Source organism: Streptomyces sp. NPDC002790, from assembly GCF_040295505.1.
Taxonomy (GTDB): Bacteria; Actinomycetota; Actinomycetes; order Streptomycetales; family Streptomycetaceae; genus Streptomyces.
In genome coordinates this window covers 1-15935 of sequence record NZ_JBEOVM010000069.1, presented here as the reverse complement: position 1 = coordinate 15935, position 15935 = coordinate 1, and the positions used below count along the sequence as shown (strand labels likewise).

Annotated in this window: 14 protein-coding genes; 6 read left to right on the top strand and 8 right to left on the bottom strand. The window is 72.0% G+C overall.

The window, feature by feature from the left end; translation table 11 throughout:
- Nucleotides 1-127 precede the first annotated feature (127 nt).
- Nucleotides 128-538, bottom strand: a complete 411-nt coding sequence (locus ABT004_RS25350; RefSeq protein ID WP_351341109.1) for a hypothetical protein — start codon at nucleotides 536-538, stop codon at nucleotides 128-130.
- A gap of 259 nt (nucleotides 539-797) precedes the next feature.
- Here ABT004_RS25350 and ABT004_RS25345 point away from each other — a divergent pair, with 259 nt between their 5' ends.
- Nucleotides 798-1607, top strand: a complete 810-nt coding sequence (locus ABT004_RS25345) for an SGNH/GDSL hydrolase family protein (protein ID WP_351341106.1) — start codon at nucleotides 798-800, stop codon at nucleotides 1605-1607.
- 20 nt (nucleotides 1608-1627) lie between these two features.
- Here ABT004_RS25345 and ABT004_RS25340 read toward each other — a convergent pair whose 3' ends face one another.
- From ABT004_RS25340 to ABT004_RS25325, 4 genes are all read right to left on the bottom strand, one after another.
- Nucleotides 1628-3292 carry a serine/threonine-protein kinase gene (locus tag ABT004_RS25340; RefSeq protein WP_351341103.1) on the bottom strand — a complete coding sequence of 555 codons (1665 nt, stop codon included), beginning with the start codon at nucleotides 3290-3292 and terminating at the stop codon, nucleotides 1628-1630.
- Nucleotides 3293-3341: 49 nt separating this feature from the next.
- Nucleotides 3342-4934 (bottom strand): nickel transporter, encoded by a 1593-nt coding sequence (locus tag ABT004_RS25335; RefSeq protein WP_351341100.1) that lies wholly within the window; start codon nucleotides 4932-4934, stop codon nucleotides 3342-3344.
- Nucleotides 4931-6289, bottom strand: coding sequence for a tetratricopeptide repeat protein (locus ABT004_RS25330; protein WP_351341097.1), 1359 nt, complete (start codon nucleotides 6287-6289; stop codon nucleotides 4931-4933). The genes ABT004_RS25335 and ABT004_RS25330 overlap by 4 nt, the downstream gene beginning before the upstream one ends.
- 109 nt (nucleotides 6290-6398) lie before the next feature.
- Nucleotides 6399-8072, bottom strand: a complete 1674-nt coding sequence (locus ABT004_RS25325) for a DUF4331 domain-containing protein (RefSeq protein ID WP_451192711.1) — start codon at nucleotides 8070-8072, stop codon at nucleotides 6399-6401.
- Nucleotides 8073-8247: 175 nt separating this feature from the next.
- On the opposite strand from ABT004_RS25325, the gene sigK reads away from it, so the two are divergent.
- From sigK to ABT004_RS25305, 4 genes are all read left to right on the top strand, one after another.
- A complete protein-coding gene (gene sigK, locus ABT004_RS25320) occupies nucleotides 8248-8790 on the top strand; it encodes an ECF RNA polymerase sigma factor SigK (RefSeq protein ID WP_351341091.1) in 543 nt (180 codons plus the stop codon).
- A complete protein-coding gene (locus ABT004_RS25315; RefSeq protein ID WP_351341087.1) occupies nucleotides 8787-9551 on the top strand; it encodes an anti-sigma factor in 765 nt (254 codons plus the stop codon). The genes sigK and ABT004_RS25315 overlap by 4 nt, the downstream gene beginning before the upstream one ends.
- Before the next feature lie 126 nt (nucleotides 9552-9677).
- A complete protein-coding gene (locus ABT004_RS25310; protein WP_351341085.1) occupies nucleotides 9678-9947 on the top strand; it encodes a hypothetical protein in 270 nt (89 codons plus the stop codon).
- 272 nt (nucleotides 9948-10219) lie between these two features.
- Nucleotides 10220-11959 carry an amidohydrolase gene (locus ABT004_RS25305; RefSeq protein ID WP_351341082.1) on the top strand — a complete coding sequence of 580 codons (1740 nt, stop codon included), beginning with the start codon at nucleotides 10220-10222 and terminating at the stop codon, nucleotides 11957-11959.
- Nucleotides 11960-11977: 18 nt separating this feature from the next.
- Here the strand turns inward: ABT004_RS25305 and ABT004_RS25300 are convergent, their stop codons facing one another.
- Both ABT004_RS25300 and ABT004_RS25295 read right to left on the bottom strand, forming a co-directional pair.
- The gene (locus ABT004_RS25300) at nucleotides 11978-12763 is read right to left on the bottom strand and encodes an ABC transporter permease (RefSeq protein WP_351341079.1); all 786 of its coding nucleotides are present in this window, start codon (nucleotides 12761-12763) and stop codon (nucleotides 11978-11980) included.
- Nucleotides 12760-13731: an ATP-binding cassette domain-containing protein gene (locus ABT004_RS25295; RefSeq protein WP_351341076.1), complete on the bottom strand. Its 972-nt coding sequence runs from the start codon at nucleotides 13729-13731 to the stop codon at nucleotides 12760-12762. Before ABT004_RS25295 ends, ABT004_RS25300 begins: the two co-directional genes overlap by 4 nt.
- A 63-nt stretch (nucleotides 13732-13794) precedes the next feature.
- Here ABT004_RS25295 and ABT004_RS25290 point away from each other — a divergent pair, with 63 nt between their 5' ends.
- Nucleotides 13795-14505: a TetR/AcrR family transcriptional regulator gene (locus ABT004_RS25290; protein ID WP_351341073.1), complete on the top strand. Its 711-nt coding sequence runs from the start codon at nucleotides 13795-13797 to the stop codon at nucleotides 14503-14505.
- Nucleotides 14506-14639: 134 nt separating this feature from the next.
- Here the strand turns inward: ABT004_RS25290 and ABT004_RS25285 are convergent, their stop codons facing one another.
- Nucleotides 14640-15833, bottom strand: coding sequence for a type ISP restriction/modification enzyme (locus ABT004_RS25285; RefSeq protein WP_351341070.1), 1194 nt, complete (start codon nucleotides 15831-15833; stop codon nucleotides 14640-14642).
- Nucleotides 15834-15935 lie beyond the last annotated feature (102 nt).

Sequence of the window (15935 nt, the reverse complement as noted above, 5' to 3'; positions counted from 1 at the left end):
CGCATTTACTGCTGGTCCGATGCGGGTGGATGTACGACGGTATTGATGATTGAGACTGTATGGCAAGACCTGGAACGAGGCCTCACGTTTTTATTGTTTTGGCCATTCCCTTAACTTGCGTCCCCTCTTAGTGGATTTTCCCGATCCGTTTACGAATCTCCTGGCCTGCGCCCCCACGCAGTCGCCGGACGATCCATTGCACAAGAAAAGCGGAAGCGCTGAGTACCGCCACGGTGAGCACCCCGCCGGTCACCGACCAGCAGTGCACGGCGAGCATGCCCTGGGCGATCAGCATGACGACCGCGACCGCGCCGGCCGTCGAGGTGAGCGCGCGGGCCCACGGGTCGAGACCGCGCAGGGCGGCCGCGAAGGCGGCGCCGGGCGCGGCGAGCAGGAAGAAGAGCGCGAGTGGTCCGCGCAGCGGGGATCCGGCGTGCGAGAGCGCGAGGACGAGACCCGCGCCTCCCGCGACGAAGCCCGCCCCCGCGAGCAGATATGTGCCGTCCGATGAAGACGGCTTGATGCCGATGGTCTGCATTGGCGACTTTGCCCCCTGAAGCGCCGGATGCCGGGCTTCAATGTGACGCAGTCGGCGGGGCGGCGTCAAGGACGCGGCAGGGGTGACTCGGGGGGCGGTGCGGGAGCGGAGCGGGAGCAACTACGGACCCCTGGAGTCCAGTTGGGTGGCGCTCTACGGGCGTAGCGCCGGTGAGCTGAGGGTATGTCATATCACTGGCATGAACCTGCAACAACGGCGGTCAGCAGAGACCCTGCTGATCCTGCTAAAGGGAGGTTCCATGAGATCTTTCCGGATTGCGGCCCACGTCTCCTCTTTCGTCCTTGCCGCGGTGGCAGCCCTGACCGGGGCGACGGCCGCGCAAGCCTCCGACTCCGCCGCCGCCACGGGCTATGTGGCCCTTGGCGACTCCTACTCCTCCGGCGTCGGCGCCGGCGGCTACGACGCCGGCAGCGGCGACTGCAAGCGCTCCACGAAGGCGTACCCCGCCTTGTGGGCGGCCGCCCACTCACCCTCAAGCTTTAATTTCACCGCTTGCTCGGGCGCTCGTACGGGTGACGTCATCGCCAATCAGCTCGGCCCGCTCGGCGCGGGCACCGGACTCGTGTCCCTCTCGATCGGCGGCAACGACGCGGGCTTCGCCGACGTCATGACGACCTGCATCCTGTACTCCGAGTCGACGTGCCTGAACCGCGTCAACGAGGCCCGCGCGTACGTCACTTCGACGCTGCCGAGCAAACTCTCCGACGTCTACTCGGCGATCAGCACGAAGGCGCCCGCCGCCCGCGTGGTGGTGCTCGGCTACCCCCGCTTCTACAAGCTCAGCGGCAGCTGCGTGGCGGGCCTCTCCGAGAGCGAGCGGTCGGCCATCAACGGCGCCGCTGACCTCCTCAACTCCACCATCAAGCAGAACGCCGCGACCCGGGGCTTCGCCTTCGGCGACGTGACCAGCACCTTCTCCGGGCACGAGATCTGCTCCGGCGCCGCGTGGCTGCACAGCGTCAACTGGTCGAACATCGGCGAGTCCTACCACCCCACGGCCACCGGACAGTCGAGCGGCTACCTGCCCGTGTTCGCCTCCGCCGCGTAACCGATCCCGGTACGCGGACCTCAGTACGTAGGTGAACCGGTGGTGGCCCCGCTCGTCGGGGTCACCACCTTGCACGTGATCGCGTACGAGACGTAGTTGGACGTCACCGCCACCGGGCTGCGCACCTCGACGCCGATCTGGCCGCGCAGCGTCCCGCCCGCCTCGTAGCGCGTCTGCGTGGTGGTGACCGTACGGGCCTTGTTCGCTGCGCCCTTGGGGACGGTCAGCGTCTTCCAGCCGGGGTCCGATGCCGTGCCGCCCCTCACCACCCAGCGGTACTGCACGGAGGCCGGGGCGCGGCCAACCGTGATCGTCGCGGCGAACGCGGGGGCGGCCGCGGCCGGCGGCGGGCACGGGCCCGAGTAACTGCCGCGCACCGCACGGACGTTGACCTTGACGGACTGGGCTGGGGCGGTCGTGTGGCCGTTGCTGCCGGAGTCGCCGTTGCCGCCGTTTCCTCCATTGGTGGAGCCGCCGCTGCCGTTGTTGTCGCCCGTCGTTCCGCCGCCGTTGTCGCCCCCACTGCCGCCGCTGTTGCCGCCCGAGGTGCTCCCGCTGTTCCCGCCCCCGGATGTGCCGCCCCCGCTGTTCGTGTTCCCGTTCGGGTTCGAATCGCGGTTGAGCAGGGCGTACGTGAGTCCTCCGATGGCGAGGAGGAGGACCACGATGCCCGCGATCATGGCCATCGATGCGCGGCGGGGGTATCGGGAGTCGGGATCGGCGCGGACCGGGGCCGTGGTGGCCGTCTGCGGGGCGCCCATCGGGAGCGGGGCCGGAGGTGTGTGCGCGGGCGTCTGCCACGACGTCACCGTCGGCTGCGCGGCGAGCGGGGAGGCCTGCACCGGGCCCGCCCACAGGGTGCCGCCCGAACCGACGATGCGCAGGTCCCCCTCGGCCTCGGACGCAGGGGTCCGCTCGGCCGGATCCTTGCGCAGCAGGCCCTCGATCACGGGCGCCAGCGGCCCCGCGCGGCGCGGCGGCGGCAACTCCTCGTCCACGATGGCCCGCAGCGTGCTCAGCGGGGTGTCCTGCCGGAACGGCGAGTGCCCCTCCACGGACGCGTACAGCAGTACACCGAGCGACCACAGGTCCGACTCGGGACCCGGGGTTCGCCCCAACGCCCGTTCCGGGGCAAGGAATTCGGGCGAGCCGATGACCTCGCCCGTCATGGTGAGTGCCTGCGTCCCCTCGACCATGGCGATGCCGAAGTCGGTGAGCACCACCCTGCCGTCGTTCGACAGGAGGACGTTGGCGGGCTTCACGTCGCGGTGCAGCACGCCCACGCCGTGGGCGGCGCGCAGCGCGGCGAGTACCTCGGCGGCGACGTGCGCGGCGCGCGCCGGGGACATCGGGCCCTCCGCGTCCAACTGCTCGGCGAGCGAGACGCCGCGGACCAACTCCATGACGATCCAAGGGCGTTGCTCCTCGGTGGCCACGTCGTACACCGTCACCACGTTGCGGTGGCTGATCCGCGCCGACGCCCACGCCTCCCGCTCCAGGCGCGCGTACATCCGCTGTACCTCGGCGTCCGGGAGCCCGGCGGGCGCGCGCACCTCCTTCACGGCGACCTCGCGCCCGAGCACCTCGTCGCGGGCCCGCCACACGGTGCCCATGCCGCCCTCGCCGAGGGGGTCGAGCAGCCGGTACCGTCCGGCGACCACACGCTCAACCACGGGCGCCCCCATTCGTGGGAAGACAAGCAAGCGCGGCACGACAAGTCTGAACAAAAGTAGCTCAACCGAGCGCGGTTGCCGCCCCCCTGAACACCAATCCGCAGCCGAGGGCCACCACGACGAAGGCCGATCCGAACGGCACCGCGCGGCTCAGTGCACGGCGTACGAACGCGGCGAGCGGGCCGCGTCCGGGCCGAGACAGAGGGAGTATCGCGAAGCGATTCCGGTAAGGGCGGTGGTGGGAGACGGGAGGGCCGGTGAGGGACTGCGCGATCCGGCCGCCGATCCGCACCACCGTGAAGCCGACGGCGGTGAGGGTGAGCGCGAGCCCGGCACCGTAACCGAACACGAGCAGCAGGCCGAACCACGCCTTGCCGAGCGCGGCGGCGCCGACGAGCACGACGACGGCCGAAGGGCTGGGGACGAGACCTCCGGCGAAACCGAGGAACAGGGTGCCGCGGAGGGTGGGTTGAGGCATCGGGTGCGTGTGGCCGTGGTGGTGATCGTGGCCGAGCCCGTGGTCATACGTGTGCGCGTGCTCGTGGTCATGCGTGTGTGCCCGTGCCGCCGAGCGGTGGCGCCACGCCCTGCGGAGCAGGCCCACCCCCGCCGCCGTGACCAGTACACCGCTCGCCAGGCCCAACCAGGCGATCACCGAGGGCGCGGCGGCGGAGCCGGCCGTGACGAGGATGCCCAGGGCGATCACGCCGAGCGTGTGCGTGACCGTCACCGACGCGGCGAGCGGCAGCACGTCCCGCAACCTCGCCCGGCTGCGGGCCGCCGCGGCCGCCGCCATCAGGGTCTTCCCGTGGCCGGGCGCGAGCGCGTGCAGCGCGCCGAGGAACAGTGCGATGCCGAGGGCCAACGCCGCGAAGCCGGGGCCGAGTTCGTGCCGTGACACCAGTCCGGTGAGAGCCTCGGTCCAGCGGTCGGCGCCGCGGGGGAGGATCTCGGAGCGGGTCGCGCCACTGCTCGCGTCAGCGCCCGAGCCCGAGCCGGTGGCCGCCGGGCCGCCGGGAACGGCCGTGACCCGGGCAGAGGTCCGGTCCGGGGGAGAGGACAGCAGATCCTTCGGGTAGCGCGTCAGCCGCTCCGACGTCGACGTCGTGGGCACGTTCGACGCCGTCAGCGTCATCCGGTCGCCGCGCGCCGTGATCTCGCGCCACCCCGGGCCCTCGGCGGCGCCGGTGCGCAGCTCGACGCGTACCTTCTCGCCGTGCTTGCCGCGCGGCAGCGGCGCGGTGAACGCGCACTCCACGCGCAGCGTCCTGAGGCCCGCCTGGCCGGGGCGCAGCACCGCGTCGGCCGTACGCACGTCAAGGGCGGCCCGCCGCCCGTCGACGTCGGCCTCGGCGCGCTCCGCGGCGCTCGCGCAGCGCTCCTTCGCCCACGCCGCCCGCCCCCGCGCGTCGAGTTCGGGCCGCACCTGCTGCGTCGGAATCTCCGCCAGGTCCTCCACGTGCTCGACGCGCAGGCCACCGGGGGCGACGAGCAGACCGTCGTAGTGGTTGACGGTGAAGTTCCCGAGCGGGTGGGCGGCGGCCTGCGGGGAGCCGGCCAGGAGGAGCCCGGCCGTGGCGGCGGCGAGGACCGCGGGCAGGGCGACGTATCGCTTCCAGCGCCCGTTGTGCTGTATATGCCGTATGCGGCTCATCGCCCCGCCCCCTTCCCCGTCGCCCCGGCCAGCGCCGCACGTGCCGCCTTCGCGCCCAGTGGCGAGAAACCGGGGTTGCGGTCCAGCGCCTCGCGCAGCAGCTCGCGGCCCTTGGGCCGGTCGCCCGCGGCCAGTTCGATGACGCCTCGGTGGTAGAGGAACGCGGCCTCGCCGAAGCCGGTGGCCGTGGCCCGCCGCGCGTACGGCAACGCCTCCTTGTCGTGGCCGCCCACGTGCAGCGCCCACGCGAGCGCGTCCGCCGTGTGCACGGTGTGCCGGCGCTGCCACTCGGCGCGCGCCGCCTTGAGGCCCGCGGCCCGGTCGCCGTGCTCCGTCGAGGCGAGCGCCGTGTCCAGGTCGACGTCGACGCCGCCCGCGCGCGCGAGCCGCAGCCAGGTGCCGACGAGGGCGTACTGGCGCTTCGCCGCCTTGTCCTCGCCGCGCGCCTCGTAGAGCTCGCCGAGCTCCACCAGCGCGGTCGGCAGCGGGGCGCGCGCGACGACGGCCTTCAGGTCACGGATCGCGTCCGCGGTGTTCCCGCTCGCGGCCCGCGCCTTGCTGCGTCCCTCCAGGGCGGCGACGGCGGTCGGGTCCGCGCGCAGGGCTGTCGCGTAGTGCCGCAGGGCGGCCTTGTACTCGCCCTGGCGCCAGGCGAGTTGGCCGAGGGCGGTGGCCACGTACGACACGTCGCCGGGGGATGTGGCGCTGGTGAGGGCCCGGGAGAGGACCTTGTGGGCGGTCGTGGCGTCGCCGCGCAACTCATGTACGTATGCGAAGCGGGTGAAGGTTGGGATGCCGGGTCGGCGCGAGTCCGCGACGTCGACCGCCTTCAACGCACCCTTGTAGTCGCCGAGTTCGACGAGTGCGTCGACGCGCAGCGCCAGCGCGGCCTCGCTGTACGGGTTGACCTTCAGGGCCCTGCGTGTGAGGCGCAGTGCGCCGTCGAAGTCGTGCCGGGCCGCGGCGAGTGCGGCCTGCCCGGCGAGCGCCGGGTCGTTGCCGGGGCGCAGCTTCAGGGAGCGGGCCAGGGCGCGCTCGGCCTGCGGGTAGCGGGACGGGTCCGCGCTCACCCGCGCCTGTTCGACGTACGCCGTGCCGAGCGACGCCCACGACGCGTCGTCCCTGGGCCGGGCCTTCAGGTGCTTCTGCAGCTCGGAGACGCCCCGGTCGAGGTCGCCCGATGCGAGCCGGGCCGGTGCCGGGTTCGGGGCGGTGCCCGTGGTCACGGCCTTCGGCGGCGAGCCGTCGTCGGTGACCAGGGCGCCCGCGGTGAGGGCGAGGGCGAGCGCGGCGCCCAGGGCGAGCAGCCGCCCGAGCCCCGACGCCCCTGACCCCTTGCCGGACAAGGCCTGCATGCGCGCTCCTTGGGACGAATTCCGAGAGATGGAGATACGGATGTGCGAGTGGGAGGCGCGGCCCGCGGTGGAGGATCAAGCACGCGGGCCGCGCCGTTCCGGGGACGGCTCACATGGAGTACGGCGGGCCGAACCCGGCGCGCCGCCTGCTCCGGCTGCGCCACCACACGAGCCCGGTGCCGATCAGCAGGAAGCCGGCGCCGGCCGCCGCGATGGACGCCGTCACGAGCGTGTTGTCGTCGCCGGAGCCCGAGGACACCGAGCTGCCGGTGAGCTGGTCGCGGACCTCGGTGTCGCTCTGCGACTTGCTCTTGGCGAGCGGGCCGCGCGAACCCTCCGTGGGCAGCGCCACGTACGGGAACGACGAATCGAACTTCTTGTCGTTGGCGTCGACGGCGTCGCCCAGGTCGTTCTTCTTGCCGAGGAGTTCGCCCTCGACGACCTGCAGCTCGGCGTCCACGACGTCATCGGAGAGCCGGCGCCCGTTCGGGAAGCCCGCCTTGTCGCCCTCGAGGACGCCGAGACGCTTCGGTGAACTCGTGGGTGGAATCGACGTGTTGAGGCGCAACATCTCCGAGGGGTGCACGCCCGGCGGCTGGTTGAGGCCCTTCACGCCCTTCAGGAAGACGTCCACCAGGTCGTTGCGCGGCGTCTTCGGAGCCTTGATCTTGTAGATCGACTCGATGAGCCTGGGCAGCTCGGGCTCGGTCACGAACGGCAGGAACTGGCTGTCGTTCCACGGCGCGGACGCGTTGAAGCGGTCCTTGACCTTCTGCGGGTTCACCACCTCGTTGACCAGCGGGCTGCCGAGCCTGGACACCTGCGTCCAGTCGCCCTTCGCGTCCTTGCGGGAGGTCGTCGACCACACGCCGATGGTCGGCTGGTCCTTCGACTCCGTGAGGAACGCGGTGGGCACCTGGAGGGCGACCGTGTTCACGTTGTAGCCCTTGAGCGTGTCCCGGCCGACCTCCGAGAGGTTCCCGCCGTACAGCAGGTCGAAGACGCGCAGGTCGAGGAAGAAGGGGTCGTCGGCCTGGCCCACGTACGAGGTGACGCCGCCGCCGACCTTCTTCACCGCCTGGTCGCGCAGCTTCTTGTAGTCGGGCATCGACGCCTTGCCGACGTTCGACGGCGCCACCGGGGCGTCGTCGGCGATCTTCGACTTCGAGACGATCTTCTGGTCCTTGAGGCGCAGCAGATCGATGTCGTAGGTCTGCGTGACGTTCAGGTTCGGGTCGTCGAGGCTGTTCACCGGGCCGGTGTTGTAGAGGAACGTGTTCCCGTTCTTGGTCCGGGTCTTGAACGTCCACCGGTACAGCAGATCGCCCTGCGCGTCGCCGTCGCTGTCGATGTGCAGGTCGTAGTGGGCATCCTCGGGGAACGGGTAGAAGTTCGGGCCGCCCGCGGGCTCCTCGAAGGGGGTCCAGTTGGCCACCAGGGTCGTGGTGTCCGGCTTGTCGGGGCTCACGAACGCGTACACGTCCGTGTTGTCGTACTGGGGCTGGCCCGAGATCAGTGGCGCCTCGCGGTGGCTGGAGGCCTCGGCCCGCTGCGGGCCGACACCGGTCGCGCCGGCGGCCGTGAGACCGCCCACGGCGAGGCCGCCGCAGACCAGGAGCGCCAGGGCGGGCTTCTGCCCCCGGCGCCGTATCCGCACGCGCGCAGTGCCGCGTGCCGTGTCTGGGCTTGCCGAAGCCGGTGCTTTCGATGGCTTCGCTGACTGAGAGGTCATGGGTCCGTCCTCACGCGGTCCGTGCACGAAGTGCGGTTGACGCCAAGCCATTCGGCGCGCCGCGCCCGGCGGATTGGTCGACCGCGAATTGGGTGCCGGACCCCTGTCCGCCCGTACTTCCTTCACGAAACTTCGCGGCGTCCCCGATCCGGACCGGGCCCGGCCGCGAACCACGTAGTGGGGGCGGCGCGGCACCGGGCCGCGCCACCGGGCGGGAGGGGAACCGATGCGGGCGGACAAATTGCTGCCGATGGTCGGGCAGGGCGACGTGCGGGCGTACGAGGAGCTGTACGAGCTGGTGTCGGGCGCGGTGTACGGGCTCGTGCTCCGGGTGCTGCGCGACCCCGCCCAGTCAGAGGAGGTCACCCAGGAGGTGTTCCTCGAACTGTGGCGGGACGCCGCCCGCTTCGACCCGCGCCGGGGTACTGGAATGGCCTGGGTGCTCACCCACGCCCACCGCAGAGCGGTGGACCGGGTGCGCAGCGCCCGCGCGGCCAGGGAGCGCGAGGAGCGGGCCGTGAGCCGCTGGCACCGCACCGCCTTCGACGAGGTCGCCGAGCAGGTCGAGACGAACCTGGACCGCGAGTGGGTCCGCCGCTGCCTCGAAGGGCTCACCGAACTCCAGCGCCGCTCCGTGACCCTCGCCTACTACGACGGGTACACCTACCGGGAAGTCGCGCAGCGCCTCTCCGTCCCGCTCGGCACCGTCAAGACGCGGATGCGCGACGGGCTGACCCGGCTGCGCGCCTGCCTGGGGGACGCCGCATGAACGACCGGACCCCGAAGCCTCACCGCGTCCCGTGGGCCCCGCGTGTCCACTCCCTCGCCGCGCCCTACGCCCTGGATGCCCTGGAGCACCGCGAACGGGCCCGGCTCGAGCGGCACTTGGCGCGCTGCGACTCCTGCGCCGACGAGGTGCGTGCGCTGACGGAGAGCTCCGTGCGGCTCGCCTGCTCGGCCGCGGTCGCGCCGCCCGCCGAACTGCGCGAGCGGGTGCTGACCGCCGTACGGATCACCGCTCAGGCCCCCGCGGCCACCGTGGAGCGACCGGCGCCACGCGCGCGTGGGCTGCTGATTCCGCTCGGCGTGGCAACGGGCGCGGGCGCGCTCACCGTGGCCGCGCTCTTCGCCGTGCAACTGGAGCGCACCTCGGACCGGCTCGACGCGCAGCGGGCCGCCGCGCGCGAGGTGGCGCGGGTGCTCGCGGCGCCGGACGCCGGTGCCGTCCGCGCCGACGGACTGAACGTGGTCGCGTCGCCCGAGCGGGGCAGTGCGGTGATCACTGTCACAGGTCTCGAAGCGCCGCCCCGCGGCCGGGTCCACCAGTTGTGGCTGATGGCCCCTTCGGCACCGCCGCGTTCCCTCGGTGTGCTGCCCGAGGGCGGCTCCGACACGCCCGTGGTGGCCACCGGCTTGACTTCGGACGCCTCCTCACTCGCCGTCACAACGGAGCCGGACGGCGGTTCCGCGCGCCCCACAGGAGCCCCACTTGTCCAACTCGCCCTGGAATCGGTCGGATTCGGAGAGTGATCGCTTTCGAACCGTCAACCCCCTTACGAGGGAGGTGAATACTGCCACCGGGATGCACGAGTGCCGCGCTGGGGCGATAGGGTTAACCTGCCCGGGCCGGGTGCCCTCGTACGGGTGGGGAGTGACATGGAACAGATAACAGTGCGCAGCAGGCCGCGAGTGCCTGCGATCACCTGCGGGAACGGTGCGACCAGTTCGCGTCTCGACCGCCATCTCTCGGTGCTCGGCGGCCCTGCCGTCCCGCAGCGCGAGACGATGGAGGCGACGTCACTGATGCGCGAGCTGACCACGCGGGACGCGGCGCACGAGCGCAGCGGTAGTCGCGCACGTATGCGGAGGGTCTCGCTCTTCGCGCCCCTGCGGCGGCTTCGCCGCACGCTGTTCGGCGGCCACTAGGAAGCGCCGCCCCAGTAGAGGACAAGGCTCGTATCGCGCCTCCGCGCCGTCCGGTGTATCGCCACGCAGCACAGCGACCGTCATCCCCACGGCACGCGGCGGACACTCCGGCAAGGAGGACGATGCGGGCCTTTGTCGTGCCCGCTCACCCATACATCGCGTAACGCCCTTGTCACGCACGGGTGTTGACGGGGCAATCTCCAGGGTCCAATGTGGCGCGTGATCTTCGTTGGCAGTTACAGCTACACCCACCTCACCCCCGGGAGGTACGCGTGTGTGACCTGCACGACCATCACGAGCACGAGATACCCGCGGCAATGACCGGACCGCAGATCAGCAGACGCCGCATCATGCAGATGCTCGGCGCCGCCGGAGTGACCACCGCCGCGATGACCGCCCAGGCGGACCCGGCGATGGCCGCCGCGGCCGACGGCGCCGACGCGGCCCCGCTCGAGTACAAGGCGCCCGAAGGCCTCGCGGAGGACAGCCCCGCCAAGTCCGCCGCCCTCGGCTGGATCGGCGCCAACAGCTCCCGCATCACCGGCCTGAACGAGGAGATCTGGGAGCATGCCGAGCTGTCGCTGCGCGAGTGGAACTCCTCGCTCGCCGAGGCCGGCTTCCTCGAACGGGCCGGATTCGACGTGAAGTTCGGCACAGCCGGCTTCCCGACCGCGTTCACCGCGACCTACTCCTACGGCAGCGGCGGCCCGGTGCTCGGCTTCAGCGGCGAGTACGACGCGCTGCCCGGCCTCTCGCAGAACAAGGGCGTGGGCCACCACGACCCGCGCGAGTACATCCACGACCCCTTCGCCCCGAGTTACGGCCCGGGACACGGCTGCGGGCACAGCGCGCTCGGCACGGCGGCGGCCGCCGCGGCGGCCGCGGTCGCGCAGGCCGCCAAGCAGCACAAGCTCCCGGTCACCGTGAAGTTCTTCGGCTCCACCGCAGAGGAGGCCCTGATCGGCAAGACGTACGCGGTCAGCAAGGGCGTGTACGAGGGTCTCGACGCCTTCCTCGACTGGCACCCCTCCACCGCCAACGCCACCGGCTGGGGCACCACCAACGCCATGACCGCCGTGACCTTCACGTTCCTCGGTGTCGCCGGTCACGGCGGCACCCCGCTCGGGAACAAGTCCGCGCTCGACGCCGCCGTGATGATGGCGACGATGTCGGAGTTCCTGCGCGAGGAGAACATGGCGCCGAGCGCCCGCCTCCACTGGGTGATCAACAACGGCGGCGAAATCCCGAACGTCACCCCAGAACTCGCGGAGATCAGCTATTACGTGCGCGAGGGCAGCACCGCCCGCGTCCAGGTGCTGCTCGACAAGGTGATCGCGATCTCCGAGGCCGCCGCCAAGGCCTCGCAGACGAAGGTGCAGCACCGCATCACCTCCGCCTGCTGGAACCAGCTGCCGTCCAGGTCCTTCGCGGAGCTGCTGCACGACAACATGCAGCAGATCGGCCCGCCGAAATTCAACGCTGAAGCCCATCAGCTGGCGAAGGACCTGCAGAAGTCCCTGGGTCTCCCCGAGTCCGGAATGCACGACAAGGTCGCCGAACTCACGCCGCCGGACCCGGTGTTCCTCGGCGGTGGCTCGACCGACGTCGCGGACATCAGCTGGAACGCGCCGACCGTTTCGATGGGCTCCGCGCTCGCCCCGATCGGCACGAAGATGCACACCTGGTCCACGGCCGCCTGCGCCGCCGCGGCGCCCGGCCAGGCCGCGGTGCTCGCCGCCGCGAAGTACCTCGCCGCCACGGCGGTCGACCTGATCACCCAGCCGGAGCGGCTCAAGGCGATCAAGGACGAGTTCAAGGACCGTACGAAGGACGTCGAATGGAAGACGGCGATCCCGGACGGCTATGAGCCGCCCATGTACGAGCCGCCCGAGTGGTTCCTGAAGAAGACCGGGCAGAAGTGGCCGCCGAACAACATCACCTGGCCGCCGAAGCGGATCGTGTCCCAGGAGAAGTTCTCCTCCCTTGGCCCCGCGCTCGAGCCGCAGAAGTAGCCGGTACGCACGGCCCGTTCACCGTTCGCCGCGCGCATAGCGGCGGACGGCGAGCGGCACGCACACCGCGAGCAGCACCGTGCACCACGCCAGCGAGCCCGCCACCGGATGCGCCACGGGCCAGGCCGCGCCGTACGGCACCGGCGCGTTGCCGAACAGCTCGCGCACGGCCGTGGCCACGGCGCTGATCGGGTTCCACTCGGCGAGGGTGCGCACCCACCCCGGCATCCCGTCGGTCGGGATGTACGCGTTCGACAGTAGCGGCAGCATGAACGTGGCGCCGCCCAGCTGCCCCGCCGCCTCCTCGCTCTGCGAGGCGAGCCCGAGCAGGATCCCGACCCACGTCGCGGCGAACCGGAGGAGCAGCAGCAGCCCGAACGCGCCGAGTGCGCCCGGCAGTCCGCCCTCGATCCGCCAGCCCATCGCGAGCCCCACGAGCACCAGCGGCACCAGGCCGACGGCGGTCGTCAGCAGATCGGCGACCGCCTGCCCGAGCGGCACCGCGGCCCGGCTCATCGGCAGCGTGCGGAAGCGGTCCATCACGCCCCGGTGCGAGTCCTGGGCGGCGCCGAACATCCCGGTCATGATCCCGTTGGCCGCGGTCGCCACGAGCATGCCCGGCACCAGGAACGCCCGGTACTCCGCGCCCGGCATGGCGAGCGCGGAGCCGAAGACGTATCCGAAGAACAGCAGGAACACGATCGGCATGGTCTGCGTCATGATCAGGATCGCCGGGGCGTGCCGGAGGCGCTGGAGGTGACGGCCGAGCACGGCCGTACCGTCGTAGAGGATGGCGGTGCTCATGCGGCGACCTCCTGAGGTCTGGTGACGGTGAGGCGCAGGAACACCTCGTCGAGCGTGGGCGGGCGCAGCGTCGCATCGAGCAACGGGACGCCGGACGCGTCGAGTTCGCGTACGACGCGGGGGAGGGTGAGAGCCGGGTCGAGCACGACGGCGCCCACGGTGCGGCACTCCGTGTCCAACCGGGGCCGGGTGCCGGTCAGTTGGTCGAGGACGACGGCCGCCGCGTGCAGCGCCCGCTCGCCCGCCTCCTGTGCCACGACGACCTCCGCGTAGTGCCCGATCTGCGCCTTGAGTTCGGCGGGCGTGCCCGAGTGGGCGGCGCGGCCCTCGTCGATCAGCACGATGTCGTCGGCGAGTTGGTCGGCCTCCTCCAGGTACTGCGTGGTGAGGACGACGGTCGTGCCCTCGCGGGACAGCTCGCGCACGGTCTCCCAGATGCCGTTCCTGCTGTGTGGGTCGAGGCCGGTGGTCGGCTCGTCGAGGAAGAGGACGGCGGGGCGGGTGAGCAGGCTCGCGGCCAGATCGAGGCGGCGGCGCATGCCGCCGGAGTACGTACGCGCGGTGCGGTCGGCGGCGTCGGTCAGCTCGAAGCGCTCGATCAGCTCGTCGGCGCGGGCACGGGCGTGCGGCGCGCGCAGGAGGCGGGCGAACAGGCGCAGGTTCTCGCGTCCTGTGAGGTCGCCGTCGACCGAGGCGTACTGGCCGGTGACGCCGATGCGGCGGCGGACGGACTGCGGGGCGGCGGTGATGTCGTGCCCGGCGACACGCGCGGTGCCGGCGTCGGGGCGCAGCAGCGTCGTGAGCAGCCGGACGGCGGTCGTCTTGCCTGCCCCGTTCGGCCCGAGCAGACCGCACACCGTGCCCTCGCGGACCGCCAGATCCAGGCCGCGCACGGCGTGCACGGCCTTCGGCCCCCTGCCGAAGCGCTTCTCCAGACCCTCACTAAGTACAGCGTACGTAGAAGTCATGACCCCACCGTAGCGCATTACGTACGGCGTACGTAACTAGGATGGTGCGCGAGGTGATGACCAATGGCGGGCCGAGCGGCCGAACCCGAAGTGATCTGGGCGCGCCCCGAGCGCGCCGGGCGGGGGCCGAGACCCGCGCACAGCAGGGCCGACATCGCGGCGACGGCGGTGCGCGTCGCCGATGCCGAGGGCATCGACGCGGTGTCCATGCGGAAGATCGCCGGTGAGCTGGGCATGGGCACGATGTCGCTGTACAACTACGTGCCGCGCAAGGAGGACCTGTACGAGCTGATGGTCGACGCCGTCAGTGCCGAGTACGAGTTCCCCGGGCCGAGCGGCGACTGGCGGGCGGATGTGCTCGGGCTCGCCCGGCAGGCGCGGGCGCTGATGCATCGGCACCCCTGGATGCCGGGCCTGATGTCACCGGTCTACGGGTTCAGCCCGAACGCCCTCGCCTACCTGGAGTACTGCCTGACCTGCCTCGATCCGCTCGACCTGCCGTACGGCACGAAGATGGAGCTGGTCGCCGCGGTGACCAGCGTGGTCACGACGTACGTGGCCAACGAGATCGCCACGGCCGAGCGGACCCGCTCCCTGCCGTGGAGCGCCGAGCAGGAACAGGCGGCGCGGATCGCGTACTTGGGCAGGCAGGTGGCCTCGGGCCGGTACCCGCGGCTCGCGGCGTCCTTCGCGGAGGACGCCGGGCCCATCGACCTGGAGGCCGTGTTCGAGCGGGCGCTGCGGCGGACGCTGGAGGGGTTCGCGGCGGAGTGAGCGTGCCCGCCGGGTGACCTGGGAGCCGGGCGAACGGGTCGCCCGCGCCCGCTTCCTGATGGCCCGGGCCGACAGTCGCCCAGGGGTTCGCGCTTTGGCGCCGGGAGCGCTCGCCCTCCCGGACCTCTCGGGATTTACAGGATCGCGAACTGGCCGCCCGGGCCCTCCTCCTGGTGGTCGAGGACGGAGGCGGGACGGCGGGCCGAGTCCGGGACGGGGAGGATGTGTGCCCGTTCCAGGTCCTTCGTCGTCATCGGGTCCGCGAGGGCGGCCTCCCGCAACTCGTCCTGTGAAGGGCCGAGTTCCGCGAGCAGCGTCAGGGTCGTGACGAGCTCCAGGAGCTGCGAGGTCCACGGCTGCGGCCAGGTGGCCGGGCGCAGGGCCGCGAGTGTGCCGGGTTCGGCAGGTGCGGTGCGGCGCGCGAACCACTGCTCCAGGACCCGGACCCCGCCGACATGGAAGTCCCAGGCCGCCGCGGGGACCGGGGACACCCGCCCGTCGCCGACGAGCAGGGCCTCCTCCTCGCGGTCGTAGAGGATCTCCGTCGGCCGGGCCGGTAGCGGGGCGCGTACGTACGGGCGGCGGCCACCGGGCAGCTTGGGGCGCTCGGCGTCCGTGCCGCGCCGCTCCAACCACAGGACACGGCGGCCGAGTTCCACGCCGCGCGCCCATACGTCGGCGGCGTCAGGCAGCGGCACGCGGATGCCGCGCGAGCCGTCGCGGGTGCCCGTCACCAGGATCCACGCGAACAGCTCGGCCGCTGTCACCTCCTGGTCGTACGCGCCGGAGAGGTGGGTGAGCAGGCCCGGCGCCACGTTCGGCTCCGCGCCGCCGGGGCGGCGGTACAGCGGGCGGACGCGGCCCTCCGGGAGCACGGTGGACGCCAGTAGTGCGGGGCCGGCGGCATCGGGCGCGTACCTCTGCTCGACGAGGAACAGCTGCCGCTCGTCCGCGACCCGCCACAGTTCGGGGCGCGCGGCGTCGATCAGGCGCTGGTCCGGGATGAGCCACTGCTCGTCGAACGGGCCGTGCAGCAGTGGCACGGGGGCCGGGCAGGGGCCGTGGGCGTGCGCGAGTGGTTCGGTGCCGGTGCGTTGGCCGGGGAGTTGGGCGGTGGCGGTGTGCAGGGTGCGGGCGCGGGAGGGTTCGAGGAGTGCGGTGCGCTCGGCCTCGTCGGCAGCCACGAAGGCGTTCCAACGGGTCTTCAGGGAAGCGGGGTCCGGGGAGACGGGCCAGGTGCGGCCCAGGCGCAGGGGTGCGACGGACCATGGCATGAGGTCGGTCAGTCCGATGGCCTCGGTGAGCGGGTCATTCGTCACGCCCGGCATGCTACGTCCCCCTCCACGGCACCGGCGTTACGGCCTCGGGGCTCCGTCCCGGACCCCGGGGGGCCCGCGCCGCCCGGGCGGGGGGGGGGGGCGCCATAACAG

Coding starts and splice junctions, on each gene's coding strand:
- ABT004_RS25350 (WP_351341109.1), bottom strand. CDS start 538: ATGCAGACCATCGGCATCAAGCCGTCTTCATCGGACGGCACATATCTG.
- ABT004_RS25290 (WP_351341073.1), top strand. CDS start 13,795: ATGGCGGGCCGAGCGGCCGAACCCGAAGTGATCTGGGCGCGCCCCGAG.
- ABT004_RS25300 (WP_351341079.1), bottom strand. CDS start 12,763: ATGAGCACCGCCATCCTCTACGACGGTACGGCCGTGCTCGGCCGTCAC.
- ABT004_RS25310 (WP_351341085.1), top strand. CDS start 9,678: ATGGAACAGATAACAGTGCGCAGCAGGCCGCGAGTGCCTGCGATCACC.
- ABT004_RS25315 (WP_351341087.1), top strand. CDS start 8,787: ATGAACGACCGGACCCCGAAGCCTCACCGCGTCCCGTGGGCCCCGCGT.
- ABT004_RS25340 (WP_351341103.1), bottom strand. CDS start 3,292: ATGGGGGCGCCCGTGGTTGAGCGTGTGGTCGCCGGACGGTACCGGCTG.
- sigK (WP_351341091.1), top strand. CDS start 8,248: ATGCGGGCGGACAAATTGCTGCCGATGGTCGGGCAGGGCGACGTGCGG.
- ABT004_RS25325 (WP_451192711.1), bottom strand. CDS start 8,072: ATGGCTTGGCGTCAACCGCACTTCGTGCACGGACCGCGTGAGGACGGA.
- ABT004_RS25345 (WP_351341106.1), top strand. CDS start 798: ATGAGATCTTTCCGGATTGCGGCCCACGTCTCCTCTTTCGTCCTTGCC.
- ABT004_RS25295 (WP_351341076.1), bottom strand. CDS start 13,731: ATGACTTCTACGTACGCTGTACTTAGTGAGGGTCTGGAGAAGCGCTTC.
- ABT004_RS25335 (WP_351341100.1), bottom strand. CDS start 4,934: ATGAGCCGCATACGGCATATACAGCACAACGGGCGCTGGAAGCGATAC.
- ABT004_RS25330 (WP_351341097.1), bottom strand. CDS start 6,289: ATGCAGGCCTTGTCCGGCAAGGGGTCAGGGGCGTCGGGGCTCGGGCGG.
- ABT004_RS25285 (WP_351341070.1), bottom strand. CDS start 15,833: ATGCCGGGCGTGACGAATGACCCGCTCACCGAGGCCATCGGACTGACC.